21 protein-coding genes are annotated in these 26,870 nt (G+C 48.3%); 9 read left to right on the top strand and 12 right to left on the bottom strand.

Features of this window, described 5'->3' with window-relative positions; all coding sequences use genetic code 11:
- Positions 1-35 precede the first annotated feature (35 nt).
- Positions 36-1,721: a sigma 54-interacting transcriptional regulator gene (locus MHI55_RS06225; protein WP_340389323.1), complete on the top strand. Its 1,686-nt coding sequence runs from the start codon at positions 36-38 to the stop codon at positions 1,719-1,721.
- 46 nt (positions 1,722-1,767) lie between these two features.
- Here MHI55_RS06225 and MHI55_RS06220 read toward each other — a convergent pair whose 3' ends face one another.
- Positions 1,768-3,837 carry a hypothetical protein gene (locus MHI55_RS06220; protein WP_340389322.1) on the bottom strand — a complete coding sequence of 690 codons (2,070 nt, stop codon included), beginning with the start codon at positions 3,835-3,837 and terminating at the stop codon, positions 1,768-1,770.
- 318 nt (positions 3,838-4,155) lie between these two features.
- On the opposite strand from MHI55_RS06220, the gene MHI55_RS06215 reads away from it, so the two are divergent.
- On the top strand, positions 4,156-4,446 hold the full coding sequence (locus tag MHI55_RS06215) for a hypothetical protein (protein WP_338707938.1): 291 nt from the start codon (positions 4,156-4,158) through the stop codon (positions 4,444-4,446).
- A 59-nt stretch (positions 4,447-4,505) separates the two neighbouring features.
- Here the strand turns inward: MHI55_RS06215 and MHI55_RS06210 are convergent, their stop codons facing one another.
- A complete protein-coding gene (locus MHI55_RS06210; protein WP_340389320.1) occupies positions 4,506-6,176 on the bottom strand; it encodes a PucR family transcriptional regulator ligand-binding domain-containing protein in 1,671 nt (556 codons plus the stop codon).
- A gap of 189 nt (positions 6,177-6,365) precedes the next feature.
- Here MHI55_RS06210 and ald point away from each other — a divergent pair, with 189 nt between their 5' ends.
- On the top strand, positions 6,366-7,499 hold the full coding sequence (gene ald / locus MHI55_RS06205) for an alanine dehydrogenase (protein ID WP_340389318.1): 1,134 nt from the start codon (positions 6,366-6,368) through the stop codon (positions 7,497-7,499).
- 168 nt (positions 7,500-7,667) lie between these two features.
- Here ald and MHI55_RS06200 read toward each other — a convergent pair whose 3' ends face one another.
- The gene (locus MHI55_RS06200; RefSeq protein WP_339189358.1) at positions 7,668-8,585 is read right to left on the bottom strand and encodes a PD-(D/E)XK nuclease family protein; all 918 of its coding nucleotides are present in this window, start codon (positions 8,583-8,585) and stop codon (positions 7,668-7,670) included.
- Positions 8,586-9,098: 513 nt separating this feature from the next.
- Between MHI55_RS06200 and MHI55_RS06195 the strand changes: the two genes are divergently transcribed.
- Entirely contained in the window at positions 9,099-9,782 is a 684-nt protein-coding gene (locus MHI55_RS06195) for a serine/threonine protein kinase (protein WP_339189360.1), read from the top strand.
- Between the two features lie 268 nt (positions 9,783-10,050).
- Here the strand turns inward: MHI55_RS06195 and MHI55_RS06190 are convergent, their stop codons facing one another.
- Positions 10,051-10,947: an AraC family transcriptional regulator gene (locus MHI55_RS06190; protein WP_339189361.1), complete on the bottom strand. Its 897-nt coding sequence runs from the start codon at positions 10,945-10,947 to the stop codon at positions 10,051-10,053.
- A 130-nt stretch (positions 10,948-11,077) separates the two neighbouring features.
- Between MHI55_RS06190 and MHI55_RS06185 the strand changes: the two genes are divergently transcribed.
- Both MHI55_RS06185 and MHI55_RS06180 read left to right on the top strand, forming a co-directional pair.
- On the top strand, positions 11,078-11,965 hold the full coding sequence (locus tag MHI55_RS06185) for a sugar phosphate isomerase/epimerase (protein ID WP_047841877.1): 888 nt from the start codon (positions 11,078-11,080) through the stop codon (positions 11,963-11,965).
- 48 nt (positions 11,966-12,013) lie between these two features.
- Entirely contained in the window at positions 12,014-13,069 is a 1,056-nt protein-coding gene (locus MHI55_RS06180; RefSeq protein WP_340389316.1) for a Gfo/Idh/MocA family oxidoreductase, read from the top strand.
- Positions 13,070-13,415: 346 nt separating this feature from the next.
- On the opposite strand, the gene MHI55_RS06175 is transcribed toward MHI55_RS06180, so the two are convergent.
- Entirely contained in the window at positions 13,416-14,735 is a 1,320-nt protein-coding gene (locus tag MHI55_RS06175; RefSeq protein ID WP_340032098.1) for a glycoside hydrolase family 125 protein, read from the bottom strand.
- Between the two features lie 330 nt (positions 14,736-15,065).
- On the opposite strand from MHI55_RS06175, the gene MHI55_RS06170 reads away from it, so the two are divergent.
- On the top strand, positions 15,066-16,127 hold the full coding sequence (locus MHI55_RS06170) for a LacI family DNA-binding transcriptional regulator (RefSeq protein ID WP_340389314.1): 1,062 nt from the start codon (positions 15,066-15,068) through the stop codon (positions 16,125-16,127).
- 233 nt (positions 16,128-16,360) lie between these two features.
- On the opposite strand, the gene MHI55_RS06165 is transcribed toward MHI55_RS06170, so the two are convergent.
- The 3 genes from MHI55_RS06165 to MHI55_RS06155 all read right to left on the bottom strand — a co-directional run bounded on the left by MHI55_RS06165 (position 16,361) and on the right by MHI55_RS06155 (position 19,302).
- Positions 16,361-17,974, bottom strand: coding sequence for a hypothetical protein (locus tag MHI55_RS06165; protein ID WP_340389312.1), 1,614 nt, complete (start codon positions 17,972-17,974; stop codon positions 16,361-16,363).
- Positions 17,952-18,527 (bottom strand): sigma-70 family RNA polymerase sigma factor, encoded by a 576-nt coding sequence (locus tag MHI55_RS06160; protein WP_076329460.1) that lies wholly within the window; start codon positions 18,525-18,527, stop codon positions 17,952-17,954. The genes MHI55_RS06165 and MHI55_RS06160 overlap by 23 nt, the downstream gene beginning before the upstream one ends.
- A gap of 259 nt (positions 18,528-18,786) precedes the next feature.
- Complete coding sequence (locus MHI55_RS06155) at positions 18,787-19,302, bottom strand: mismatch-specific DNA-glycosylase (protein ID WP_340389310.1); 516 nt, start codon at positions 19,300-19,302, stop codon at positions 18,787-18,789.
- 121 nt (positions 19,303-19,423) lie between these two features.
- Between MHI55_RS06155 and MHI55_RS06150 the strand changes: the two genes are divergently transcribed.
- Complete coding sequence (locus MHI55_RS06150; RefSeq protein WP_150366318.1) at positions 19,424-20,344, top strand: AEC family transporter; 921 nt, start codon at positions 19,424-19,426, stop codon at positions 20,342-20,344.
- A 61-nt stretch (positions 20,345-20,405) separates the two neighbouring features.
- Here the strand turns inward: MHI55_RS06150 and MHI55_RS06145 are convergent, their stop codons facing one another.
- Complete coding sequence (locus MHI55_RS06145; protein ID WP_036606446.1) at positions 20,406-20,657, bottom strand: hypothetical protein; 252 nt, start codon at positions 20,655-20,657, stop codon at positions 20,406-20,408.
- 276 nt (positions 20,658-20,933) lie between these two features.
- On the opposite strand from MHI55_RS06145, the gene MHI55_RS06140 reads away from it, so the two are divergent.
- Entirely contained in the window at positions 20,934-21,326 is a 393-nt protein-coding gene (locus MHI55_RS06140; RefSeq protein ID WP_036606444.1) for a RidA family protein, read from the top strand.
- A gap of 134 nt (positions 21,327-21,460) precedes the next feature.
- Here MHI55_RS06140 and MHI55_RS06135 read toward each other — a convergent pair whose 3' ends face one another.
- From MHI55_RS06135 to MHI55_RS06125, 3 genes are all read right to left on the bottom strand, one after another.
- On the bottom strand, positions 21,461-22,090 hold the full coding sequence (locus MHI55_RS06135; RefSeq protein ID WP_036606441.1) for a copper amine oxidase N-terminal domain-containing protein: 630 nt from the start codon (positions 22,088-22,090) through the stop codon (positions 21,461-21,463).
- 95 nt (positions 22,091-22,185) lie between these two features.
- Positions 22,186-24,864, bottom strand: coding sequence for a polynucleotide kinase-phosphatase (locus MHI55_RS06130; RefSeq protein ID WP_084650413.1), 2,679 nt, complete (start codon positions 24,862-24,864; stop codon positions 22,186-22,188).
- A complete protein-coding gene (locus MHI55_RS06125; protein WP_340389308.1) occupies positions 24,861-26,471 on the bottom strand; it encodes a 3' terminal RNA ribose 2'-O-methyltransferase Hen1 in 1,611 nt (536 codons plus the stop codon). Before MHI55_RS06125 ends, MHI55_RS06130 begins: the two co-directional genes overlap by 4 nt.
- Between the last annotated feature and the right edge of the window lie 399 nt (positions 26,472-26,870).

The raw sequence follows: 26,870 nt of genomic DNA, 5'->3' as shown, positions 1-26,870 counted from the left end.
AGGTGATATCGATGAAACATTTACTTCCAGAATTAATGTCTTTATTGCGTACGGATATGGATGTTCTGGATACAGACCTCCCCACACTTACCATTCCGTCATCAACATCGTTGGTAGATGCCTTCTGCTTATTCGACACATCTTCTTATTTATTCATTCAGGATGATGGCCCTCTATTGGGATATATCGCCGTATCCGATGTTTTGCATGCCATGATGCATGCGCATCGCCTAATAGAAGCTTATTTTGAGACCACACTGGAGACAGCGGGTTCAGCTCTGACATTAATTAATGAAGATGCCAAAGTGGCCTACTGGACAACTGGCGCGGAGCATGTTTTTTCGATCAGCAAAAATGATATTATCGGACAACCCGCGGCGGACTTTTTTCCTCCAGATCGGCTACAGTCTCTCAAGACGTTGTATACCGGCGAAACGGTCTATCGCAAACAGCATCAGCCACGGCCCGACCTCTTCGCCCTGATTAATGCTCGTCCTGTCCAACTGGATGGACATATTGTGGGTGCAGTTGCTGCCGAAGTGGATATAACAACCGAAATCCGATTACATCAGGAACTATTACATATGACCTCCAAAGTCCAGCACCTGGAGAAAGCCGTTGCTCGGCTACGTCCCGAATTAGATCCATTTGCCAGAATCAAGGGCAGCAGCCCGGTCATCAAGCAATGCATGGAGACCATTCGCAAGATCAGTACCACCTCAGCAACCGTACTTATTCTCGGGGAGAGCGGCACAGGCAAGGAGTTATTCGCCAAAGCCATTCATGATCTCCGTGAATTGCAGACTGCACCGTTCATCGCTATTAACTGTGGGGCAATCCCTGCTTCCTTGTTCGAAAGTGAATTATTCGGCTACGAAAAAGGCGCCTTCTCCGGAGCGGATCCCAAAGGCAAAAAGGGCAAGATTGAGCTTGCCGAAGGGGGTACTCTTTTTCTGGATGAGATCGGTGAGATGCCATTGGAATTGCAAGTGAAACTGCTTCGGGTGTTGCAGGAGAAGAGTTACTTTCCTGTGGGGGGAACGCGTATGAAGCAGGCCGACTGCCGGATTATCGCAGCAACCAACCAGAATCTACTGAGTATGATTGCCCGTAATCAATTCCGAGAAGATCTCTACTATCGGCTGAATGTCATTAACCTTGTCATCCCTCCTCTGCGTATGCGCAAGGAAGATATATATGAATTAACCCAGACGTTCCTTCAAGAATTCTCATTGCTCTATAACCGTCATATTGAGTTGGTTCCACCTGAAGTGTTCAAGTTGCTGTTCCAATATGATTGGCCAGGCAATGTGCGTGAATTACGAAATGTGATCGAACGCCTGACCATTCTGACGACAGATGGTGAGGTGAAGCAGGAATATCTGCCCGATACCCTCACTTCCCTCACCATACAAGAACAGTCCGAAATTCAACTGACATCCGGAATTCATTCACATGAGAGCAACGAATATCAGCAACGTCAGGATTCGGCAGGAGCAGAACAAGAACCTCGAACAGTTGCAAATGTGGATGAATCAGATACCTCGGATGATTCCGAACTTGTCTCCGGTGTTACCTACCAGCAAAAATTGGACACCTATGAGGCGCAACTTCTAATTCAATATCTGAAAGCAGCAAGTGGTAACAAACGAACCCTCGCCAAGCAACTTGGCATCTCCAGGGCAACGCTCTATAATCGCATGAAGAGGCTTGGTCTATGACCAGCCTCTTCATGTCGTTATTATTGGTATATGAATGAATAGAACCCTACAAAATCCGCGCCAAGCGAGTCAGCGCTGTTCTGAGATGGCGATAGAATGTCGCCCGACTCATGGAACACGTCTGGGCTGCGGCAGTTGGATTGCCAGCATGCGTCCAGTAGGCCGCGTATAACAGCATCTGATCCTGTGGAGATAAACCATGCACTCTGCCTTCCAACAGATCCATGACATACAGCTGTAATTGGATGCCATCCCTGGCTCCTGCAACCCTGCCAGCATATTCATGCAATTCTCCTGGAGAACGAAGGTGCCCTAGCATCTTGCGAACATCCTGTTCCGACCAGGATGTCCGCTCCCGCACCGTTGTTCCTGGCTGTATCCGATCATCTTGCCATTCAGGATCAAGCAGGGACATAACCCACGCTCCGAATTGCCCACTACGCAAATCCAAATCAAGCACATCTGCCGGGTCCTCATATCTGTCACAAGCACGGGTTCGGGTTCTCCGCATCTGAAAGCCAATACTCAGCAGGAACAACTTCAGATGAGGATTCGTTGCAATCAATATCACTCTCGCACCATCACCCAACAGAGACAGTCGGTCCAGTGCCATATACCCCACCAGTTCTTCTCGTGTGTAACCAGGCACGTCATCTCTTGCCGCAGCCAGCAAAGCAAAGTGAGTATCACTTTGATCCGGATCATTGCCAAGCTCCTGTGGTGTGAAGCATTCATTCATCTCATTTGGAAAATACTTCAGTAGCAACCCGCTACTTTCCCTATGTACTAGCACTGTAATGAACATGGCGATCGGCTCTCCAAGCTGGTCACGCATCAATACGATCCCTTCGGGATAACGGTGCGCCAGCTCATTCAGGAACGGGCCATAGAACACGGCCTGATCTGGTGCCACGCTGTACTCACACCATTGTTGTAACAGCCTGTGCAGCGAAGGCAGATCCTCTTGTTTCATCGTTTCAAGAGGGGAGAACAAGGAATCACGGGACACATCCGCGTACTTGCGGAATTGAAGCATGGACTCCTGACAGAGCAACAACATCTTCCGGGCAATCTGGCGGCGCTCATGCGAACCTGCCTGTTCATGTAGCGGTTTAAGCAACTTCGCGATTTGGATACGCATCGTCTGCAACCGATGCGGCTCACGTTGGCGCAAATCCCGTAGCAGATGCACCCTGCCCATGTCATGCAGGGCAAGACCATCCGGGCCGGAACGAATAAACGACATCTGTCTCAGCATGTGGTACTCTTCTTGGGTCACAGTCATATCCAGTACAGATGATAACAATTCCTGATTTGCTGTTCCAAGCAGGGTTAACACCTCCACCATGGGATGCAGACGAGGAATCGTCAGTTCCAACAGCAATCGGGCACTAATCATATGCGACAGTTCAGCCCATTCGGCATGGGGAAGATTCCGTCTCTGATCCGCAGCTTCCACAGCAAGCGCCAAACCCAGCGGATGTCCATCGGTCATTCTCGTAATAGTACCTGCCATCCCCTGATTCAGAGAGCCCGCAACCGAGATATACTCCGAAATCTCTTCGACGGTAAAATGTTGAAGCTGCATCTGTACAAACCGCTGATGCAATCGGGGATGTGTCCGCCAGGCGGATGCAAGTTCTGGGCGTGATGCCAGAATGACAAGTATCCCTCTTAACGGAAGTTTGGATATGAAGACTTCCATGAACCAACTTTCCAGCAGTGCGAGTTCTTCATAATTATCCACTGCCAGAACCAATCGCTTCTCGACCGAAGTGTCTTTCAGCAAGCTCAGTGGTCGCGGATATCCGTCATTATCCAGTGTTTCCAACTCCAAAGTAGAGGACAAATATTCCATAAAAACGGAAGGCGTTGCGCCGCATGATCGGCCATCCATCCATATTGCCGTCGCACCTTGATCACGAGATACGGATAACATCTCTGAAAGCAAGGAAGATTTACCGATGCCTCCCATACCCGTAATTGAAAATATGGTCAGTGGCGCTTCCGGATGATTGAACCACCGCTCCAGTGTCGTCAGTTCCTTGGTTCGACCAATGAAACGTTTGCCATCCTCAACATATTTGTCGTATTGAGCCTCACTACTGTTTCCCATATATGTCCTCCGTACTAGATACTGGTACTTTTAATATACTTTTTTCTCTCACAAAATTGAGACTATATTGAGACGCGCAATTGCATGTGAAGTGATAGAATCTTGTTAAAAGCCAATTTATAGTAAATATTCAAAACAGCGGACATGGAAACGTTTTTACAAGGTATACATAGACCCCTCCGCGCTACTTCTTAACATAATGGATCATTCCGCCAATCAAGCACAGCCAACATGTACATGAGCATTTACCGATCTCGAATTCATGCTTCCCTTTCATACCCTACTACCAGCCCGATATTCCAGGAAAGGCGGATTTGTGTGAGAATAAACCTCGATATCTGTAATCTGAGCGGACAACTTGGAATCAATCCTAAACGACTTAATGAATGGCTGCACCAAAGTGGCATTTCAATGGAGGACAACGTCGCAGAACCGGAAGGACTCCCTGACCGGTCATCCCCCCCGTATCGGCTGGCTGCGCCTTCTTCCTTATCACTGGCACCATCCTCCGGTCAAATGAAGCTTTATCGGGGCCGACGCTCCACTTCCACTCTGCAACGCCTGCCTGCTTCATTACAACATACCCGGCGGATTAGTAGAAACTGCTAGACTGTGCTCAAGGTAGTGTAAGATGGGTGCACAGTCTGTCTTGCATCCCTTTCACCTCATCAAGAGGAGTGCCACTGCCCATTCTCAATCATCGCGTGCGCGAGCAGCGCCATCTCCAGACAGATTCTTCTCCCTTGATCCATGTAACCTGGACCCATCAGTTCTTCCAGCTTCTCCAGTCTGTTGTACAACGTTTGCCGATGAATAAATAACTGGGCGGCCGCATCCCGTTTGGAACCAAAGTTCTGCAGGTAAGCATCCAACGTCTCTACCAATCGCAGGTGATGCGTTTGGTCATGTTCAATCAACATACCCAGGTGATCCTGGACAAAGGGTTGCAGGAAGGATTGGGGTAATGCTTTTAACATTTGATATATACCCATACGTTCGTAAAAGTGAACATGTTCCATCGAATCTACCGATCTCGAAACTTCGATCACCTGATAGGCCTCCTGAAGGCTCTCCGGTAGACCGGTCAAACGGCTGCGAAACTTGCCAAATCCCACATGAATCATGACCTGCTTCAAGTTGCGGCTCGCAAACTGCTTCACGTCCAGAGCGATTCCTTCCAGCAATCGCAGCAGTTGATGACGTGCAGCAGCCGATACCACTTCCTTCGCACAGCACAGATATACCTGGTTGTTCTTCAGCATAATCAGGCTAGGCAGATTGTTCTTCTTGAGCAGGGAACGCAGCAGGACAAGAACATCCTGATGATTCGCTTCCATTCGCTCCCGGCCTGTACCCTTCAATCGATGCTCAATCTCGATGACTCCTCCTGCAAACCAGTACTGTCCCTTCACCAGCAAACGAAGCCCCATTCGAGTCTGAGCCTGTTCCTCCTGATGGATGTTGCCATTCATCAGATCCTGGATCAGTTCATTCTGATTGCGAACCATCTTCTCTTCAAGAAACTGGGATCGAAGCGTGAGCGCTGCGGCCGCCTTCGCCGTATAGTCGAGTAACAGCTTGAGATACTCCACCGGAGCGGACGGATGCACAATCATGCCTACAGCAGAGAACACCTGTCCGAAACAGACGACCGGATGGCAAAGCAGAACTTTCTCTTCATCCATATGGAACCATAATTCAGTATCCGAATCGTTCAGATCCAGATGTTCTACCTCCTGTTCATACCAGGTATAGATTGCTTGCTCCATCTCCGGAGCAAGTTCGGGCACAAAGCTACCCGGCTCCATAGACGAGATGTACACCACCGGTTTGGCAGCGTACTCATGCAGCAGGTTCAGCACAGCAGACATATCCGTACTCTGTAATGTTCGTTGCTGAAGCTGGCGGGAGTAGGCTTCCAGACTTTTCAACAGTTGGTGCTGATGATTAATGAGCAGAGAGTGAATATCCTGTGTAATCTCGACAAAACGGACCGGTTGCTCAAATACGATCAGCGGAAACTGGTGTCTGTCCGCCAGTTCAATCAGTTCTTCCGGGATTCCGTATATGCTGGTACCAAACTCCACACACAGCCCGGCTGCCTCACTGCCAATGAGCTGAAGCAGATACTCTCCGCGCCCTTCTTCCGATTGAAGCCACAGTCCAGTGGATAAAATAAGATCATGGGGGCTTACGAATGGAGATACATTGGTAATCTCCAATACATGAACCCAGCCAACCTGACGGTTCACTCCATCCTTCCCTGCCGCTAGTCGTGCTCGGCCAAATACCGGACGTGCAAGGATATCTTTGATCGTAAACACACGGTCATTTCGCAATGGCGATCCCTCTTCGTGTTATTTTTTCTTACATTATAATCCATGGACAAATGTCCTGAACAGTCTTTTTCGACAATATGTTGAGTTCAATTTCTAAAGATTAGACATCAAGTAAGGTGCAAAACGATTATCCAAGTCATAAACTTGTAGTATAAGCTAACAACCAATAAATGGACGAGGTGCATGGTGATGAGAATCGGAATTCCCAAAGAAATCAAGAACAATGAGAATCGTGTAGCAATGACTCCGGCCGGGGCTGCTGATTTCATCAGAGCCGGTCACCAGGTACTGATCGAACAAGGCGCGGGGATCGGCAGTGGATTCACGGATCATGAATATCAAACTGCGGGCGCCGAGATTCGGATGGATGCCAAGTCCGTGTGGACCGAAGCCGATATGATCATCAAGGTGAAAGAACCGCTTGCCAGTGAATATGGATATTTTCGTCCGGGACTGATTCTGTTCACATACCTGCACCTCGCAGCGGAACCGGAGCTTGCCAAAGCCCTTATTAAAAGTCGGGTAACGGCTATTGCGTATGAGACGTTGGAGGTCAACAGTACCCTACCCCTGCTCACCCCTATGAGTGAAGTTGCAGGCCGCATGGCCTCCCAGATCGGAGCACAGCTACTGGAGAAAACAGAAGGTGGCAAGGGCATTCTGTTGTCCGGTGTACCCGGCGTCAGTCGGGGGAAAGTGGTCATTATTGGTGGCGGAACGGTGGGAACAAATGCAGCCAAAATTGCTATTGGTCTTGGCGCCGATGTGACCATCCTTGACCTGAATCTGAATCGTCTGCGGCAGTTGGATGATATCTTTGGCAATCAGATCCACACGCTAGTATCCAGCCCGTCCAACATCGCAACAGCTGTTGCGGCGGCAGATCTGTTGATCTGTGCGGTGCTGATTCCGGGCGCCAAGGCGCCAACACTTGTCAGCGAGCAAGTGGTGAAGACGATGGCACCGGGTTCGGTCATTGTGGATGTGGCGATTGATCAAGGTGGGATCGTTGAGACCATTGATCATATCACAACCCACGATGAACCTACCTATGTGAAACATGGCGTCGTGCATTACGCGGTGGCAAACATGCCAGGGGCCGTACCGCGTACGTCCACGGTGGCGCTGACCAACGCCACCATGCCTTATGCGCTGCAGCTGGCCAACCACGGTGCAGCCGCCGCGATTCGCGGCAGTTCGTCCATTCGCAGCGCGGTCAATGCTCTAAATGGACATATCACGTATGAGGCGGTTGCCCGGGATCTCGGGCATGCCTATGTTCCTGCAGGTCAGGCGCTGGAGAATACCGCCGCTGTCCAGTAATCTTGATATGATCGTTCCACAGGCCCGGCGCCTTGTCGCCAGGCCTGTGGAACGCAATAGAAGCGCAAGTCGGGTAGATGATGTTCCCGGCTTGCGCTTCTTGATTTTTTTCACATAGATAGCTTGTTGGTTGGTATAAGGCCTTTAGGTTGTTCCGGTTTTGGGGCTTCAGACTGCTCGCTCACTGCATACTTCGCGGAAGTTGCAATCCCGGCAGGACCGGCGCGATGGCATCGCTGTGAAGTAGGTGACGTCCTTGGGACGGTTGTAATACTCATCCTCCACGCAGGATCGCATCTCCTCAATGTAACGACCCACGTTCTCCTCCACCTTCCGGATATCCTCTTCTGTCGCTGTAAACTCTCGGTGTTTTCCGGTTAACAGGTACTCCACTCGCAGCTCAATCTGCTCCAAAGGGATTCGGTAGTGTTCTCTCACATAGGATGCGTACAGCATTAGCTGATCGGAGAAGTCATCTTCCTTGCCCGTCTTCCAGTCCACAATAACAATATTGCCGTTACTGCGTCGATACAATAAATCCATCTTCACATACACACGCGTATCGTGCAGCATCATGGTATCCCATTTCTCGATCTCCAGAATGTCCGTACTTGCTCGGGACAAGTCCTCCCACGTAAGCGTCTGGTACAGGTTACCGACACAGGCCGAAGCCCGTTCCTTAATCGTGGCAATCCGGTCATTTAACGTGTCATCCCCGTAATAAATCTCCGACAGCATCGTGCGATTCTTGGGGTTCAGCCGCCACTGATCCGCGTCCATGGATTCCACATACGCCTGATTCAGCAGCTTGCGTATCGTCTGTTCCAGGAAGTGTTCACGCGGTTTATCTTTGCCCTCTTCCCTGCTGCGTACCGCCGACTCACACATCCGATGCGCGAGATCCCCGAAGACAAGATACAGATTGCTGAGCTGCTTCAGACGGTACAGACGAACCTGCATCTCATCAGCAGAGTCTGTCTTCCAACCGTTATGGGCACCGTAATAATGATAATAATATTTGCGCAGGCACTCATCGAACATACTCGCCCGCGACTGCGAATAAGACCACTGCGGGTATTGTGCCATAAGTAATCTGCCTTTCTGTATGCCGGATCTGCATGAGATCCCTTAATGCTCACAGTATAAAGCCCGGGCAACATTGCCGCAAGCGTGCTTCCGTTATTTTCTTCTGACGCAACCGTTTCCGATTCGATCCGTATCGTTTATATAGTAACATCACCAAAAGATGAAATTGCGGAGCAGAACGCATAATATACTCTATAGAGGGCAGCGAATCCGGGACCGGGATGTTAGTACGGTCTAGCCCGAGGCCAGTGCGGGCCCGGCGCTAACGAATCTCACACACCTTATCACGTGGATCACGAGGTTTTACGGAATCTAACGAACCCCAGACAAGCTAATTAGTCTTATTTCGGTTGGAGAACATGTTTACTGCGAGCAAATGAGCCAATAGCTTGTCTCTGATTCGTTACATTTTCAGATCTGGCGATTTACGTGAAATAAGACTTACTCGGTTCGTTAGAAAATGATTATATGAAAAAAAATTGTACAGGCATATCCTAAAAGGAGGCACCACCCATGAATCGACCGGATTGGTTCCAGGCGGAAGAAGCACTACAACAGATCCAAGTCATCGGAAGCGACCGGAATGAGCTCGTGAACATCATCGGCGATGTAGAAGGATTGAATTGCATTGGCACAGGTACGGATGCGGCTGTATTTACGTATGACGGCTTGCCGCAGTATGCCTTCAAAATGTACTCGGATCATGCCTTGGACAAACTCGAAAATGAAAAACAGGTATACGAGCAGCTCAAAGGCCTGCCATACTTCCCTACCTATTACGGCAGTGGCCGGAATGTACTTGTGATCAGTTTTGAACCCGGGGATACCTTGCTGGAATGTTTGGAAAAAGGAATCCCCGTCCCCGAGCAGGTGATGCTCGATGTGGAAGCAGCGCGAGAAGCCGTTCGCAGTCGCGGGTTGAACCCTCGCGACATTCATCTGAAAAATGTAATTCTCCAGAACGGACGCGGGAAAGTGATTGACGTATCCGAATATATTCAGGACGGCAATGACAATCGCTGGGAGCATCTTGTCTGGGCCTATCACAACATCTATCCACGGATCAAAGGAACGCCCATATCTCCACGCATGTTGCAAACGATCAAATGGGGATACAATCAGTTCGATCATGCCAACGTCAAAATGGACGACCTCGCCAAGAAAGCCAATCGTCTGTTCTCCAGATTTATGAAATAAGCACGTTGTACACATAGATGATTGTCTTGATATGATTGAATCAAAACCACCCGGATAACAGCCTTGAAGAGGCCTTTATCCGGGTTATTCTTTGTATATGTGCGTATGCGCATGATTATTGTAAAGGTAATCACTGTTGTGCGCTCTACTTCTACTTCTACTTCTACTTCTATTTCTGCTTCTGCTCACATTTGTGATTGCGAGTTGCATATGGCTACTACCTTCGTTATAGACATTTTATTCGAGACTACTGGTAAACTGGCCGTACTCAACCTTCTTTTCTCCCCCGCCCCTGTGAGGGGGTCATGCCCTTGTACTGTTTATATAACTTCGTAAAATAGTTGGCGTTGTCGCAGCCAACTCTGGCGGCGATCTCCGTAATGGTCAGACTGCTGCCTTGCAGCAGCTGCTCTGCCTCACTCATCCTGCACCCGTTCACGTATTCAACAAAGGTACGTCCGGTCAGCTTTTTAAACATTTTGCAGAAGTGATACGCATTCAATCCCACATGACTTGCCGCTTCCGTAACAGACATCTTACCTGTGGGGTCCGCTTCAATCTGTGCAATCAACTGTTTGAAACGTTCGCGGTTTGGAAAATACGATCCGACCGATCTATCCGGTAGCTGCTGCGGCATAAAGGTTCGCGCAAGCAGGGTGAACAAGGCATGCAGTTTGGACTTCACCACGAGCTGATAAGCCGGGGGCTGTAACGCCATTTCCTCCACAGCTTCATTCAGCAAAGAATAATACTCTGTGCAGGCTGTGTTTTCCTCTGCCGGTTTGACCGGAAACCTCACCCTTCCTTCCAAGTACGGCGCGACATATTGCTCATGCACAGGATCATGGGTGAAATCATGGAACAGTGCACGGTTGACCACAACGGAATCATAATGCACATCCCCCTCATCCAGAGCATATCCGACATGCAATGTACCTCCAGGAATGATGATGACCTCACCTGCTCGAACCACATAAGGTTTGCTATCAATATGAAACAGCGCACTGCCCTTACGCATAATAATCAGTTCAAAATGTTCATGCCAATGCAAATACAGAATGCATTCTTCCGCTTTCATATCTGAACACCGATTTTGGAACAGCTGAAATGGATGTGATTTATGGTCAATTCGGGTATTTTCGTGAAGCGCTTTCAGATCCAGCACGACTTCTCCCCCCCTCTTCACAAGATCCGACTATTATTACACAAGATTGTTTAGAGCCATCCCTTTAATCCACGGCTATAATGAGTGTGTCACGAAGTACTATAAGCCAATATTGGAGTGAAATACAACCATGAATAAATCATTACGCATCGGTACCCTTGTAGGCGGGCAGGACGCCGTCCGCGTTATCCCGCAGATCATGCAACATGGCTTCGAATCATTTAACCTGACCTTCTGGCAAACAACTGGTGACCTGGACCTGGCTGAGACAGCCAAACGTGTCCGTGAAATCGTGGACGAACAAGGTATTGTCATCTCCGCGGTGAGTGTATTTGGTAACCCGCTCACAGGAGCCGGAGACAACGCCGATACATTGGCAAGTTGGGAGCGAGTTATCGATCATGCACAGCTCTTTGGTGCAGATATCGTCTCCGGGTTCACCGGACGTCTGACCGATCAACCCATTAATGAGTCCATCCCCCGGTTCAAGCAAGTATTTGGTGAACTGGCACGCCGGGCAGCAGACCGGGGTGTACGGATTGCTTTTGAAAACTGTGATATGGGAGGCACCTGGCAGACAGGCGACTGGAACATCGCACATAATCCAACGGCCTGGGAGATGATGTTCGATGCTGTTCCGGATGAAAATGTAGGCCTGGAGTGGGAGCCTTGCCATCAAATGTCCAGCCTGATCGATCCTATTCCACAGCTACGCAAATGGGCTCACAAAGTCTTCCACGTACATGGCAAAGATGCCACGATTGCCTGGGATATTGTCAAGGAATACGGTGTGCATGGCCCACGTGAATTTGTCTGGCACCGCACACCCGGCTTCGGGGATAACAACTGGGCAGACATTATCACCATTCTGCGCCAGAACGGTTATCAAGGCACGATTGATATTGAAGGCTGGCATGATCCCGTCTACAAAGACGAACTCGAAATGACCGGACAGGTGCATGCATTGCGATATTTGAAACAATGCCGCGGTGGCGATTTCGTGCCAAATCCGGTATAGAAAACCATGCGAGCTGTATAACACAATCCATGCAAAGGAGATGAGAACATGACTCATCCTTATCGGGTAATTATTGCTGGCTGCGGTGCCATGGCAAACACGTGGGCGGACTATGCCTTGCAAAGGCCAGATACAGTAATCGTCGGACTGGTCGATCTGTATGAACAGACAGCCCTTGCTTTTGCTACAAGATATGGCCTCACCTGCCCCACGTTCACCGATATCCGTGAAGCCATTCAAACGACTGGTGCAAATATCGTATTTGATGTCACGATTCCGGCGAGTCATTACGGCATTGCCATGACGGCGCTGAAGGAAGGATGTCACGTATTTGGCGAGAAGCCACTGGCAGAGTCCTTCTCCGATTGCACAGATATTGTGCAAACCGCTCGCAGCACAGGACACATTCAAGCCGTCATGCAGAATCGCCGTTTTGATCCGCGTATCCGCGCCTACCAGCACCTCATTTCCGGTGGAGCTATAGGGCAGGTAGGTTACGCAGGAGCCGACTTTTTCCTCGGGCCACACTTCGGCGGATTCCGTGATCTGATGGATAGTCCGCTGCTGCTCGATATGGCGATACATACGTTTGATCAGGCACGGTATATTCTCGGAGCCAACCCAGTATCGGTGTACTGCCATGAGTTCAACCCTCCAGGTTCCTGGTATCGGGGCAATGCGATGGCGTTATGTATATTTGAGATGTCTGACGGGTCCGTATTCAACTATCGCGGATCTTGGTGCGCAGAAGGTGTACCCACATCATGGGAAGCAAGCTGGCGCGTAATCGGTGAAAAAGGAACCGCCATCTGGGATGGTCATGATGACATCTATGCTGAAGTAGTTACTGCGCAAAGCCTGGATGCTGACGGCAAACCATCCTTTTTCCAGCCAAGTGAGCGGATTGAAGCGGAACTGCCTGTCATGGACAAAACAGGTCATCACGGCTGTCTCGAAGACATGTTCGCAGCACTGGAATCCGGCCGACTGCCTGAGACCGATTGCAGTGATAACCAGTTCAGCATGGCCATGGTCCTCGCTTCCCTGGAAAGCGCCCGCACAGGCCAGAAAGTGTTCATCGCCGATCTACTGAAAAACACATAGCAAAGCGCCTGTGTTTTTCATATTAAACAAAGCCCAACTGCAAAGTTCAGCAGTTTGGGCTTTCTTGTTTTTTTTACCTACTCCCCTATTCTAAAAATGATATCGTTCAAAAACAGTCGCGCTCGATAGTAAAAGTAGTGTAGGGGACGAAATCGATTCTGAAGAAGCAAAGTGTTCGCCTAAAAGCTTTCTGAAAGAAAGCTGCATCGGAAGCATACGCTTATCACCGGATTTCGACTTTACAAAAGTCGATCAGGAAATCCGGGGATAACAGCGATCAAAAGAACGATTCGTAACCGGAACGGCTGCTTCGCGAGCAGAGAGTTTTTTTTGAACTTTCATCATTTTATAGAATTCCTTTTTTCATTGCCTTATACACCAACTGCGAGAACAGGCTGTTGGACCAGGCAAACCATGGTCTGGTGAACGTGTTTGGATCATCGGCGTGGAAACCCTCATGCATATATCCAGTACCCGCATCCGTGTTCTCCAGCAATTCAATCATCGCCAGTATTTCCTCGTCATTGTCTGCAGTCAGACCCTGCATGGATAGCGCCATGTGCCAGATATATCCCGGAGGGGTATGAGGGCTACCAATACCTTTGGCTACCCGCCCTTCATAATAAAACGGATTTTCCTTACTTAAAATGAATCGCCGTGTGTTCTGATACACCCTGTCTTCAATCGAAGCATACTCCATATACGGTATAGACATCAGTCCAGGTGTGCCCGCATCATCCATCAGACAAAAGTTGCCGTAACCGTCCGTCTCATAGGCATAAATCTGCCCATACTCTGGATGACGGTAAGTACCGTACAGGGCAATACCATGTCGTATTTCTTCTTCCAAACGAGCCATCCGGCTTACCAGTTGTTCATCTCGGAACACCCACTTCGCGATCTCCCCCATCTGGCGCAAGGTTACCGCAGCGAACATGTTCGCCGGAATATTATAATGAAAATCACAGGCATCATCACTCGGACGAAATCCGGACCAGATCATCCCCGTATAATTCACCGGCATACCCAATCCTTCATTACGTAGCGTATCATGGGCAGGACAATTGCGCCGCATGAACCGGTAAGGTGATTGCTCTTCGTGATGCTGCTCCGTCTCCCATAGTTGTACGATATTCTCCATCACTTTCTTGAAGCGCTCATCGAATATATCCGTAAGTTCCGTCTCCCGCCAATATGTATAAGCCAGCTTCATGGAGAAACAAAGAGAATCCAATTCAAACTTCCGTTCCCACACCCAAGGTGACATCTCCGTCTCATCATTGGCATCCCAATGCCATCCATTCGCTGTTTCATTGAACGCATTGGCATAGATATCCTGATCAGCGTAGAACGTATGCCGTTTGATCAGGCCTCCGATAATACGCTGCAACTTCTCATCATCCTTCGCAAGTGGAACATAATGCATGACCTGCTCTACGGAATCCCGTAACCACATAGCGGGAATATCCCCTGTAATCACAAAGGTTGTCCCATCCTCCAGTAGCTTCGTGGTCGTTTCCAGTGTATTCGGAAAACAATTGCGAAACTGAGTCAGCAATCTCGGTCGATGTTGCAAACGCTCGTCCGCCTCAGTCAGAATATCCTGCACAGCTTGCGGCAATTCCAGATGCGGCATAGGGATTTTCGGTAATCTGAACTGTTCCATAGATGTTGTCTCCTTTGAATTGGTTTATTTAAGTTCAGCTAATAATTTTTTACACCAGCACTCCGATTGCAGAATAACCTTCTGATCGCTGTTATCCCCAGATTTTTCGATCCCCTTTCTCAAGGGGAAATCCGGTGATAAAGGCGCACACTTCGCTTCTTCAGGTTATTTCTGCCCTCTCCGTTATCGTGTAAATATTCAGTTGAACATATATAGATTGGAGCTAACACTCTAATTATATTGTTATTTTTGTTATGATAAATTATAATAACATTATTATTTGTAAGTGTACTGTGTCAGAAGATGATCGTCAAATGAAGGAGTAATGATATGTCACGCAAAGTATCCATTCAGACGCTGGCTGACCAGCTGGGATTATCCAAATATGCCGTCTCCCGCGCACTCAGTGGCAAGACGGGTGTCAGTGAAGCAACACGCGCACGGGTTCTGGAACTCGCTCGGGCACTGGGGTATCGCCAAAGTACTCCAGGTACTAGCAATAGTTCTGCTACTGCAAACCATGCAGATCCGTCCGATCCACCGTTTGTTCTCATTTGCATGAATCAGCTCAACCGCGGTGAACCCCACTACTGGCAACGTGTTCTGTCAGGCATGATCTCCGCCTGTAATGAGCGTGGTTGGCATCATGCCATTGTATCTCCCTCACTCGGAGTGACGGACGAGAACACCTCACCCGAAAAAGCTATTGCTCCTCACTTGGACTGGGAACGTTGTGCCGGGATTATTGTCATGGGAGCTTTCCCGCATACGGTTCTGCAACGACTCTCTCAGACGGGTCGGCCTATTATTTTGGTAGATCATCAGGAACCCCTGCTGAATTGTGATACGATCAGCCATGATAATCTGGAAGCTGGCATCACCGTGGCTAGATATCTAATGTCTCTGAATTGCCGACGGATCGGCCTCATCACAGATGATGGTCGTGCTGCGAGCTTCGCCCAGCGGAAAATCGGGATTGAGTTGGCTTTGAATCATTTCCATGTGGACACCAGTCATACGACCAGCTTCAGAGAATGGAACATTCCGTATGAGAACGGGGAATGGGTTAACCAATTGGCTACCACCATTCAAAACATGCCAGAGGACGAGCGCCCTGATGCCTGGATTGGTGTTAATGATGATATCGCCTTGCAGTGGATGCACAAATTAAAGGAGATGGGCATCTCCACGCCTAAAGATTGTCTTGTCATCGGTATCGACAATGTACATTCTGCCGTTACGTCCTCCCCGCCCCTGACCACGGTTAACCTGTGCAAAGAGGAACTCGGACAGCGTGCCGTTGAAGCTTTACAACGCCGGATCGAACGCCCGGGAACGCCGAAAGAGACGGTTATGTTATCGACTACGTTGATTCCAAGGGAATCGGCATAATTCGGAAAAGGTACTGCTCTTTTCTGAAGATGAATTCGTTAGGTACTTGCTGTCCCATAAGTCTGGTGCATACAAAAGAGGCCCCGCATATTATGCAGGGCCTTTTTCGTATATTAGGCTTATATCCTTATATTCCTGTACATTCACACTTAAATCTGATGATCCATCCACCCATCCTTATATCATCCATTCGAAGCTTCATTTACTTCATGTCTGAGGAATTGTACTAGTGGTTATTTCAGCCAAGGCAGGCTATCGTACGACGGAAGATCCACTTCCCAATTCACATCACGATACTCTCTATTGACTACGGTTCTTTTCAAAGTGAATTTTGTACCCTTTTCTTCGTTAAACCCCCGAATTTTTAATTGCAGATCATCTTCAACGTATTCACCGTTATTATTAGGTTGATCCGGATAACCGTTCACTTCAACAGGATACTCTTTTCCATCCGAATCTACTGCAACCCAGCGATCACCCATGAAAGCATTTCGGAACGTCCCACTCCCCTTCAGAACTAGTGAATACCCTTCCTGTACATCAATCTTCGGAGGATCATACGATTCCATCAGTGGCTCGTACTCAAAATCATAGAATAATATTTTATCTCCAAGCTGTTCAAATTGTGCAAAAGTATAAAAATTCGTGTCCTTACGCCTCTTATTCAGGTCAACTTCCACTGATTTCTCTTCTTTCACCGGCAGGGTGTAACCATCCAGAACAAAGCGAATGTTCTTCGCATCTACCGTTACCAACGCAGGGTCCCATGTCTCTGACAACTTCAACGGCCCACCGTTCCTTAAGTCACTCTGATCTTGGAGCTGGAACTTGGCTTGACGGGCATCTGGTCTTATTCCATTGAAAATTCGATATTCATTTGTTTCAGGAATCTCAAGATGGTAGATGATACTCATATAGCTCGCCCAATTCTCATCAACTTTGGCACGAAGTTCATCATCCAGACTCACATTCAGGTCAAGCCGAGTTCCGTTTGGCGTGCGTACAAGCTGTGTCATATCAAGCTTTAGTCCTTCTGGCGTCGTATATATGTTATCCATAGAATTTTCAACAGCCAATGATTTGGCTTTGGTCATATCGATCTTGAATTTGAAGCTCCAATCCACCGTAACATCTCTATCTTCGTAGGATTTCTTCTCGTAATCATAATATCTACCCACATTTAAATTACGCAGTTCACCCCGCACGACCACTTGATCCGGAATTTCATCATGAAACTGGAATAACAATCGTTCAGTTAGAGGGCCCTTTGTTCTTGCATCTCTTGCAAGAGTGGCAACCTGTCGCCCCTCTTCATCCGTAACATGAATTCTCCCCAACTCAGGCAGAAACCGTGATACCCCTAATCCATCAGGTGTTGTTTGTTGCATGGTCATTACCATATGAGATCGGTCTACAAGCACGTCTTCAATTTTAAGCGTGTAGCCCTGGTCATTGATATTGATATCCGGATTAACCACAAGTCCAAGAGGTTTAAGACGTTTATAATCATCCGCAAAATAGGAATATTTCAATGCTTCAGGCACAGGTATGTTAGGCAATGGCAGACGATCTACAGCATTTACCGCGGGTTGCGCTGGCTCTGCTGTGTGATCAAAAGCATACCAGGCCCCTCCGGCAAGAATCACAACTGCCGCTGCGGCGATTCCAGTCCGGCGCATCCAATGTGCTCTCATAGATTTTTTCACGAATGGACTTTTTTCTTCCACACTTTCCATGGACACGCCATCCAGCTTCTGCATGACCTTAAGCGTGAAATCCGCATCCGGCTCCTCACGGAACAGGTGCTCTTCCCACAACCGATCTTCATCCTTTGAAATAGGCTTCATACGTAGCTAAACCTCCTTTGCGTTCCATTTGCTTCCTCAGCGTTTTTTTCCCGCGATAAAGGGCGTTGCGCACTTTGGTTGAACTCATGCCTGTAATGTCTGCAATCTCTTCATAGCTCAACTCGTTTGTGTACTTCAGTAATAACACCAGGCGATACGATTCAGGTAACTGTTCGAGCTGTCGATATATTTCACGCTGCATCTCTTTATGCAGCACACGCTTTTCAGGTGTTTCATTACTGACAGGTTCGATCCCCTGATTGACCGGGAACATGACGGGTTTCTTTTCCCGTATAAAATCCCGCATCCGATTCACCGCAATGGTATACACCCACGACGAGAAACTGCTTCCCTCCCGCCGCGAAGGGAGATAACGATAGATGCGAATAAACGTATCCTGAGCGAGATCCTGTGCATCCGGATGACTCGCGCCCATTCCGCGCATGATGCCGTAGACTTTATTTTTATATCGATCCACTAGCACGGAGAACAACTGCTTATCCCCTGCAACAATACGCTGAATAAGCTCCTCCTCCGGTATCTGTTGATTCATGTAATCCCCCTTCTCCACAGCTTCCATGCATGGTTCTGTACTATATAGACGGAAGCCGTTCCCGAAACCTCTCACTTTATCCAAAAAAAAGAATTCGCCCTTATCGCCAAAGCCGACTGGGTGAACTCTGCGTACCAACATTCTGTAATTGCCGCTGCACATTCTCTACAGGTTTGGTGGTGAACTTTATGGCAACCCGAATCACACATTCCGTGGTAGCCTCTTCCTGCTATCTTACCTTTCCTGCCTTACTCGCCTCTTAATCTTCCCTGTTCTTCTCCGCAACAAAATCAGCAAGCTGGGAATAGATCGCCACAATCTCATCCATCGACATGCGCACGAGTCCACTGGACGACGGAGCGACGAATTCCTGAATCTCCTTGACGACCGGGTCGTCCTGAAATCCCCATTGCACTTTGGCACGTTTGCTGTACTGGGTGTAGACACCTTTCCCGACAAAACAGGCGATGTCCGGTCGGTAGTCCTCCAGCTTTTGCCGTAAAATCTGGCGTCCTTCTGCATACTCTTCCTTCGTAATATCCTCCATACCTCTGGTGGGCCGGGCGACGATATTCGTGAATCCGTACCCCAGCTTCAGCAACTCTCCATCCTCTTGTGCATCATATAAACGCGGGGTTAATCCCGACCTTTCAAGGATGCGCCAGAACCGGTTTCCTTTGTAAGCATAATGATGACCTGTCTCTCCAGACGTAATGCTCGGATTGAAGCCGATAAACAATATCGATAAACCAACATCCAGATGATCTGGAATCATGATGGGAAGCCCCCTTATCTTTTTTAACTAATTACATCTTTCGTGTGTGTATAAAATGATATAATAATCAAAGTATTTTCGAAATCGGATTGAAATTTTCATGAAAAAGGAAGCTGAACTAATGATTGCAGACATCATGCTTGAAGTCGTCCTGCCCGTCTTTCTCCTGATCGCCGTCGGGTCCTGGATGCAAAAGGTGTTCAAGCTGGACTTGTACACACTCGCCAAAATCAATTTCTATTGTATTACCCCCGCAGCCGTCTTTATGAGCATGTACCACTCGGATATGTCGGGCGAACTGCTTGGGACCGTGACACTCTTTTACGCGATATATGTATTGATTCTCTATATTGTAGGTTCTGTATTTGCGCGTTCACTTAAGATGAATAAAGGCATGAAGGCTGCTTTCAACAACAGTATTATGCTGGATAACGCAGGCAACTATGGACTGCCCATCAATGCACTGGTATTCCGCGGCGATCCACTCGCCTCTTCCATTCAGGCACTGGTCATGTCTTTGCAGGCATTACTGACATTTACCTATGGCGTGTTGTCCATTCAGGGCGCGAAGCTCAAAGGTAATTACCGTGCGGTGATTATTGGATTTCTTAAAATGCCCGTTCCGTATGCACTCTTGCTGGGGATTCTGTTACACATGTGGAAGGTTCCCTTGCCTACGTTCCTGTCCATGCCGCTGACCTATGCGCAGCAAAGTATGGTTGCCGTGGCGCTTCTGACACTCGGGGCACAGATTGTAAAATATCCAATTCAACTGTATCGCCTTGATGTGTATATTAGCACATTTTTGCGTCTTCTGATTGGCCCGGCTATCGGGATTTCAATTGTGCTACTGCTTGGGTTGGAAGGTATCGCTGCACAGGCACTTATTATCGCTTCCGGTATGCCGACGGGTGTCAACGCATCCATTCTCGCAGAAGAATACGATAACGAACCCGACTTTGCAGCCCAGACAGTACTAATCTCAACGTTGCTTAACATCATCACAATTACGGCACTTATCTCTTATGCCAAAACGTTCTGAAACGAAAAATAAGTCCATGACCCATGAGCAGGGTTGTGGACTTATTTTTGCGGTGCTAAAACTATGTTTCAAACGTCGTTCGTTCCGGGAACTTGCCGCCTTCCCTGAATAAACATCGTACCAGTCGCTGCGCGGCTCGGTTAAAGAAAAAACTCGGGCTTACCCCATCCACCTGGACAGGTTCCAGTTCCTTCACACTTTCCTTAATCTTATTCATCTCAATGAGCCCCATCTTTCGCTCATTCGGTCCGAAGCGATAAATAACCTTCTCATCGTCCTCCGTCTGTTTCACCAGCAGAATCACAGATGCCATACAGGTTACCCCCTATCGTTACGTTATGAGATTCCATTAATCACTTGCCTACTATAATTATTACCCAGATTCTAGTGGAAGGATATAGGACTTAAGTTAGTTATACCTAAATTAAATATCCTGATATAAAGATTCTCTGGAATGAGTCGTTAGGCTCACAAACACCGTGTTTACACTATCCTAATGGATAGTCACTGTCATGAAAGTGCGTACTGCCCAAGTCGTTTTTCTCCGTTTATACTAACCTTATCTTGAATTCCCAAAGGAGAGAAACTTATGACTACAGCTCAAATATATAGCCACGGTGTCCCGTGGGAAGAAGCATTTAGCGTTGCTCAGGGATACAGCATTAACGGTACGATCTACATTGCAGGACAATTTTCGCATGATATGCAGGGAACGTTTATTGGTGTCGATGATATTGAAGCACAGGTTCGCCAGACATTGAATAACTTGGATCGCGTGCTCGCAGGATTTAACGTGACCAAGTCGAACATTGCTGAACTGGAGATTTTTTTGGTTCACCCGCAGGAGCATCTTGAGCCATGTGTTGCTGTGTATAAAGAGTATATTGGTACTCATCGTCCGGCTGTTACGATGGTTGGGACATCGGGTCTGGCCTTCCCTCATCAACTGATTGAGATTCGCGCCGTTGCTCATACCGACTGATCCAGGTCATGTCAAAAGTTGCAGCGCCAAGTAAAATGGCCTGATAAGGTTTCGCTTTAACGAAGTTCATATACAAAAAAAGAAGCAGGGCCGGATAAACTCCTAACCTGCTTCTTTATGAATTCTTATTCTTATTATTTGACTTTCACCGTCAGCGTATTACCAGATGAAGTGAGGGATGCCCCAAGCCCTTCTACCAAAACTCTGAGGGGAATGTACGTCGTTCCCTTAATTTCCTTGGGTGCTGCCTGTAGGGTGACTTCTTTTCCGTTCACCTTCACCTTTTTACTGCCCAAGGTAAAGATTAGCTTGTACTTGTCTTTGGTAACGGTAATGGTCTGAGTCTTACTGTCCCAAGACGTTTTGGCTTTCATTGCTTTGGCCATCTCACGCAGAGGTACGAGATTTGTGTTATTCATTATAATTGGAGACTCGGTGAAAATAACCTTGGAACCATTCACCTTCACCTGAATAGCAGACTTGATATATTCTGGTTTAGGAGTGGCTTTCTTTTGGGTTGCCGTTGAAGACTTATTACTTTTCTTGGTACTTCCTGAACTGGATGAACTTGAAGAGGAAGATTTGGAACTCGAAGAAGAACCTCCGTTGTGATAATGATATTCCCCTTGTTTCAGCCCCCATTTTGCACAGTTGGTTCGACAGGTATGTCCCCCATTTGCATCTGTTCTTCCCGGATGGGCAGATGCAACAGTAGCAAAAATCATAAAAATGGCAAGCAAACTGCTTATTAATTTGATACGCATACGGATAACCTCCAGCAATTAGTTTGGCCAGAGTATCATACCATAATTACCCATACAATATAGGTTAATAACAAAATTTATTTTCACATAACAGTTTACAAACGCGGGTCTACTCGCTCTGATTCTAGCGAAAGCGTCGCCAGCACGCATTCATGAATTCGTTCCACTGGCTCTCTGCGTATAAAGCGCTCGATCCCCTCCATGCCCAAAGCACTCTCCATTAAGGCGTGACGTTCTTTTTTGGACGTTTTGCGTTTACGAAGCCGGGACAGATTGTCGGGTGCCAGGTAATCCATACCATAGATGATGTGCAAATATGCACGTCCTCGTACTTTTATCGCAGGCTGGATGATTTTGTTGCTATTCCAGGCGCGGAATGTTTCGGGTTTGATCACAATCCCCTCATGTCCTTCCGCCGTAATCTCATCCCACCAACGAATGACATCCGCTTCATCTGCCTCACTTGCAATCACGCGATATTCCGTCTTCATCATCAATTTTGATATCCGGGCAAACTCACGGTTTTGTTCCATGTGCCATTCATGCGTTTGCTCCCAAAATGCTCCTGAGCTATGTGCCAGTGTGTGGAACGGCGCAATCCGAATATCTCCGATATCATCCACATCCCAGCAGTATTTCTGGAATACATCGCGAAATGTCTCCGCATTAGCGAGTTTACCTGCTGTCTCCTGCAACCAGTCATCTACATTACGACCTGCCGCTTCAGCTTCGCGCAGTTTGTCCAGCACCGTAGAGCGATCCATGAGCGAAGCTTCGGCCACATGTGCATATTGTGAAGCAATCAGCTCACGCGCCTTCAGATTCCAAGGTACAATCTCTGCATCGAGCAGTACGAACTCCGTCTGATGACGATCAAAATACCCATCTGCAGTCAAGTCCGTATGTAACCTTGACAGCACATCTTGCTCTGTTGAAGGGTCAAAAAAGGATCGGCCTGTCCGTGTCACAATGTTCCCCAGCATAGGTCGGCCCACTCGCTGCACCGCAGCTTGCTCATCGCGGAAAAGAAGTAAAATGGCCCGGCTGCCCATGTGTTTCTTCTCGGCAACCATACGGGTAACGCCCTGTGAGCGATAATACTGGAACGCATCCTGTGGATGCTCCTGATACCCCTCTACAGAACAGACACCCGGGGGCGGACTCATCGTAGGCGGGATGTAGAGCAGTTCTTCCAGCGGCACAGTATAATGGGAAAACGTATCAATCGCCGTCTTCGCCACCTCACCGTGCACAGACACGTCGAGTTTGGATGCTGTCTGAACTGTGAAACCCTCCTTGAACTTACGTATGTTTGGCGGAGCAAAACGCCGCTGTTCCCAGCGCTTTAATGGACTATCCGGATCTCCAGAATAATCCTGCTTCGCCGGAACACTGACTGCCTCACGTTCTGGCATTCGCCAAGCAGTGAGCATGCCACCAAAAACGACACCTTGATCAATGTTGACCGTATCATTCACAATCGTAGGATATGGACGGGGATCATGTCCCCAGACGATGCATTCACCCGAATTGTGATCCACATACCAATCCTTGCGCACTGGCCGACCCTGCTCATCCGTACCTTCCACATCGCCATACCGGCAGTAATCCTGAATACGTTTGGACTGTTTTCCGATAAAATGATCTCGTATCCCTGCGTGTGCCACAACCACCTGTCTTACCCCATTTCGGGAAAAGACCAGATGAGATGGTGCATCAAGCAGAAAGGTCCTAAGCTCTGCACGTACTCGCTTTGCTGTCTCTTGGCCGTGCTCCTGCTCAAACTGTAGCAGTTCCATCTCCACCCGTTCGTCACCATGACTCAGCGTAACGTCTCGACCATCCAGATAACGTGCGATCTTCCAGCCGTGATTACTGTCAATCATGTAGGCGAGCTCGGCGGCACAATGACGTTGCCAGAACAACAGACATTTTAACGATTCAGGTCCACGGCTCGTTACGTCACCAACGGAGACCAATTTGCGTCCTTCAGGGTGACGGTACAGGCCACTTCCGTCCTTGTCCACATATCCGAGGCGCACGATTAATTCCATCATTTCATCATAACAACCGTGAATATCTCCGATGATATCAATACCTGTACCCATGTCAGTCACCAGCGGATTGGATGTGCGGACAAACGTAATCTCATCTGGCCGCTTCAGCACATAACTGGCATCAAAGCCATCCTCACGGATCGAGCGTAATGTGCGCTTGAACTGCTGCACCTGTTGTTTCACCCGTTGACGGCCACGCGGATACTCCCGCTGGGCATCACGTTCCAGTAGTTCTTTTTCCGGAATATCCAACACGACAGCAATCACAGGCACATGAGCCTTTCTCGCCACCTGAATCAGGCGCTCGCGATCCTCGGGATACAGATGTGTCGCATCCACCCAGGTCAGCTTGTTCAGGCGGCAGCGGGTTGCCAGAATCGCCTCCATCGCTTCAAATGCTTTGGCCGATACTTGCTGATACTCCGCATAGATCACATCCGCTTCACTGCGGGGACGGTGTTTCCAATCCACATACTCATCATCTCCAACCAGCATGCGGAATTGATCGGATGAGACGGCTTCCGTGCGGCGAATGACGCTTTCTGCAACAAGACGATCCAGCAACGTACTTTTGCCACTGTTGGACGGGCCGACAAGAACGACAATGCCTGCGTTGGGTAGATGAATCTCACGCTGTCTTTCCTCCGTCCCACTTTCCCTATCCTGCTGCCCTCTGCCTACATCCGAGATTTCGTTCGGTGTTATTATTCTCCTCATGATTGGCTCTCCTTTCTCCGCTCAAAAATGACCAGTTGGGTAGGTTTTCCATAACCTTCTGCATGCTCACCGATACCTTTAATTTCATAGGCATAGTTCCCTTGTTGCGTCCATTCCTCACACCGGGAAACCAGCTCCGCACGGGTCCACTCAAAGCGATGATCATGGTGGCGAAAGCTTTCCTGCTCCATAGCATACACTTCGTTATATTCCTTGTTTGGTGTAGTGACCAGCAGCACTTCTGGCTGATATTCGTTCATGATTGTATCCATAATTCCGTTTAGACGATATTCCTCAATATGCTCAATCACTTCGCACAGGATCATGACGTCCTGGTTTTGCATCTGCTCGTCAAAATAAAACAGTGAACCGATGATTGGTTCCGGCATAGCCACCACTCCTGAACGACCCTCCAACTTAGCAAAGCGCTCCATGGCCCGGAGCCGCGACTGACCGGAAGGTTCAACGGCCAGAATTGCCTCCACACCGGGAATGTACGCCAAACGGGCAGAAAGCTTGCCTTCACCCGCTCCCATATCAACAATGCGCCGTTTGACTGGCAACGCTGCAACCACATCTGTAATCGCACGATAACGCAACTCGTTTAACCGCACAGGAGGTTCAGATTGTTCAGATTGCCCGCCATCTCCTCCAGCTGTACCTGTATCTACATCAGCAATCTTTGCATCACCATCTTCTATCTCTGTATCTGCATCCGTACCTTCACCTGGACCTCTAGAATCTGCATTCAGTTGCTTCTCATCGCTATCGGACTCGGACCCCAGGTGCTCTTGTTCTCCTTCTTCCTGATGTCCTGCTTTATTCTCCTGAATAATCGCTTCCGAGGTGTGGCCTATTCCTCTGTCCTGTCCAAAGGACACAGTCAAAGCACCCTCTTGACGCTCATACTGCCGAATCAGTTCGGTAAAACGTAGCGTACGCTTCACTATGAGTTCTTTCAGTGGGTGAGCATCCAGCCACCCTTCACCATACCGTTTGATTTTATCGATCTCATCTTCACTGATGAAATAATGTTTGTAATTATCCAGCACTGGAATCAGTAGAAAAAGCTGACGCAGTGCATGTTGTACCGTATTACGTCCACGCAGGATGATATGGCGAACCGTGCTTTTATTTTTCAGATCAAATGAATACGATAGTTCTCCACGCTCCACCGAAACGGCGTATCCTAATGGCGAGAATAATTCTTCCACAACTCGATCCGGCAGATCGGAAGCCACTGGTCCAAAGGTCAGTTCCAACTCAAAAGCATGACCTACCCATTGCACATAGTCTTCCTTGGGCTTACCATTCAAGGCCGTCCCTAGCGCCCCACGTATGTAGGAGCAGAACAAGCTGCTGGTCACGAACTCACGATCATTGATATATTGCGTAATGTCATACCCATCAGGTGTACCTCTGACCAGATCCACAGGATCAGGCTCGGCATGAATTAGTACTTCTGTTTCGTTCTCTGTAGCCGCAGTGTACACCATTCTTACACGCACACCTTTGTCTACGCGGTCATATATATTCAGCGGATTCTTCGCTAATAAATGGGATACAACCCCCGCGTCAGCGCCGCTTGCTTTCAAGATCAGATGCATCAGTTCTCCTCCTTATATATGAAAAATGTCGTCACGCACTAGTGCGTTTCTTGCAAACCTGCTGAAAGCCCAAGCGTACTTAAACGTCCCTGAGCCAAAGCAGCACAAGTGCATGATGGAGCGCTAACGAATCGCTGGCGTCTTATTTCATGATGAGAAGCCCCCTTGAAACCTAACGAACCCAAGTCACGCTATATGGGGCTAAACCGCCATTTTCCAGCCTTTTATCCGACTTTTTCGGACAATAACGTGTCCCATGTTCCTTACATTTTAAAAAGGCACCCTGGAGGCCATATAAGACGTCCTGTGTTCCTTAGAACATACTCTCCCTAGCAATTGCAATTCGTCACAATCAGCCAGCCGACCTGGACTATAAAACATTCGGACGCGGACATTCAT

The sequence above is a fragment of the Paenibacillus sp. FSL E2-0151 genome (assembly GCF_037993015.1).
GTDB lineage: Bacteria > Bacillota > Bacilli > Paenibacillales > Paenibacillaceae > Paenibacillus > Paenibacillus amylolyticus.
This window is presented reverse-complemented; position numbering and strand designations above follow the sequence as displayed.

Excerpts from the sequence above, each read along its gene's own strand:
- MHI55_RS06170 (WP_340389314.1), top strand. The coding sequence starts at position 15,066 with ATGTCACGCAAAGTATCCATTCAGACGCTGGCTGACCAGCTGGGATTA.
- MHI55_RS06130 (WP_084650413.1), bottom strand. The coding sequence starts at position 24,864 with ATGAGGAGAATAATAACACCGAACGAAATCTCGGATGTAGGCAGAGGG.
- MHI55_RS06155 (WP_340389310.1), bottom strand. The coding sequence starts at position 19,302 with ATGATTCCAGATCATCTGGATGTTGGTTTATCGATATTGTTTATCGGC.
- MHI55_RS06125 (WP_340389308.1), bottom strand. The coding sequence starts at position 26,471 with ATGCATCTGATCTTGAAAGCAAGCGGCGCTGACGCGGGGGTTGTATCC.
- MHI55_RS06145 (WP_036606446.1), bottom strand. The coding sequence starts at position 20,657 with ATGGCATCTGTGATTCTGCTGGTGAAACAGACGGAGGACGATGAGAAG.
- MHI55_RS06225 (WP_340389323.1), top strand. The coding sequence starts at position 36 with ATGTCTTTATTGCGTACGGATATGGATGTTCTGGATACAGACCTCCCC.
- MHI55_RS06200 (WP_339189358.1), bottom strand. The coding sequence starts at position 8,585 with ATGGCACAATACCCGCAGTGGTCTTATTCGCAGTCGCGGGCGAGTATG.
- MHI55_RS06140 (WP_036606444.1), top strand. The coding sequence starts at position 20,934 with ATGACTACAGCTCAAATATATAGCCACGGTGTCCCGTGGGAAGAAGCA.
- MHI55_RS06165 (WP_340389312.1), bottom strand. The coding sequence starts at position 17,974 with ATGAAGCCTATTTCAAAGGATGAAGATCGGTTGTGGGAAGAGCACCTG.
- ald (WP_340389318.1), top strand. The coding sequence starts at position 6,366 with ATGAGAATCGGAATTCCCAAAGAAATCAAGAACAATGAGAATCGTGTA.
- MHI55_RS06135 (WP_036606441.1), bottom strand. The coding sequence starts at position 22,090 with ATGCGTATCAAATTAATAAGCAGTTTGCTTGCCATTTTTATGATTTTT.
- MHI55_RS06175 (WP_340032098.1), bottom strand. The coding sequence starts at position 14,735 with ATGGAACAGTTCAGATTACCGAAAATCCCTATGCCGCATCTGGAATTG.
- MHI55_RS06180 (WP_340389316.1), top strand. The coding sequence starts at position 12,014 with ATGACTCATCCTTATCGGGTAATTATTGCTGGCTGCGGTGCCATGGCA.
- MHI55_RS06150 (WP_150366318.1), top strand. The coding sequence starts at position 19,424 with ATGATTGCAGACATCATGCTTGAAGTCGTCCTGCCCGTCTTTCTCCTG.
- MHI55_RS06220 (WP_340389322.1), bottom strand. The coding sequence starts at position 3,837 with ATGGGAAACAGTAGTGAGGCTCAATACGACAAATATGTTGAGGATGGC.
- MHI55_RS06160 (WP_076329460.1), bottom strand. The coding sequence starts at position 18,527 with ATGAATCAACAGATACCGGAGGAGGAGCTTATTCAGCGTATTGTTGCA.
- MHI55_RS06185 (WP_047841877.1), top strand. The coding sequence starts at position 11,078 with ATGAATAAATCATTACGCATCGGTACCCTTGTAGGCGGGCAGGACGCC.
- MHI55_RS06195 (WP_339189360.1), top strand. The coding sequence starts at position 9,099 with ATGAATCGACCGGATTGGTTCCAGGCGGAAGAAGCACTACAACAGATC.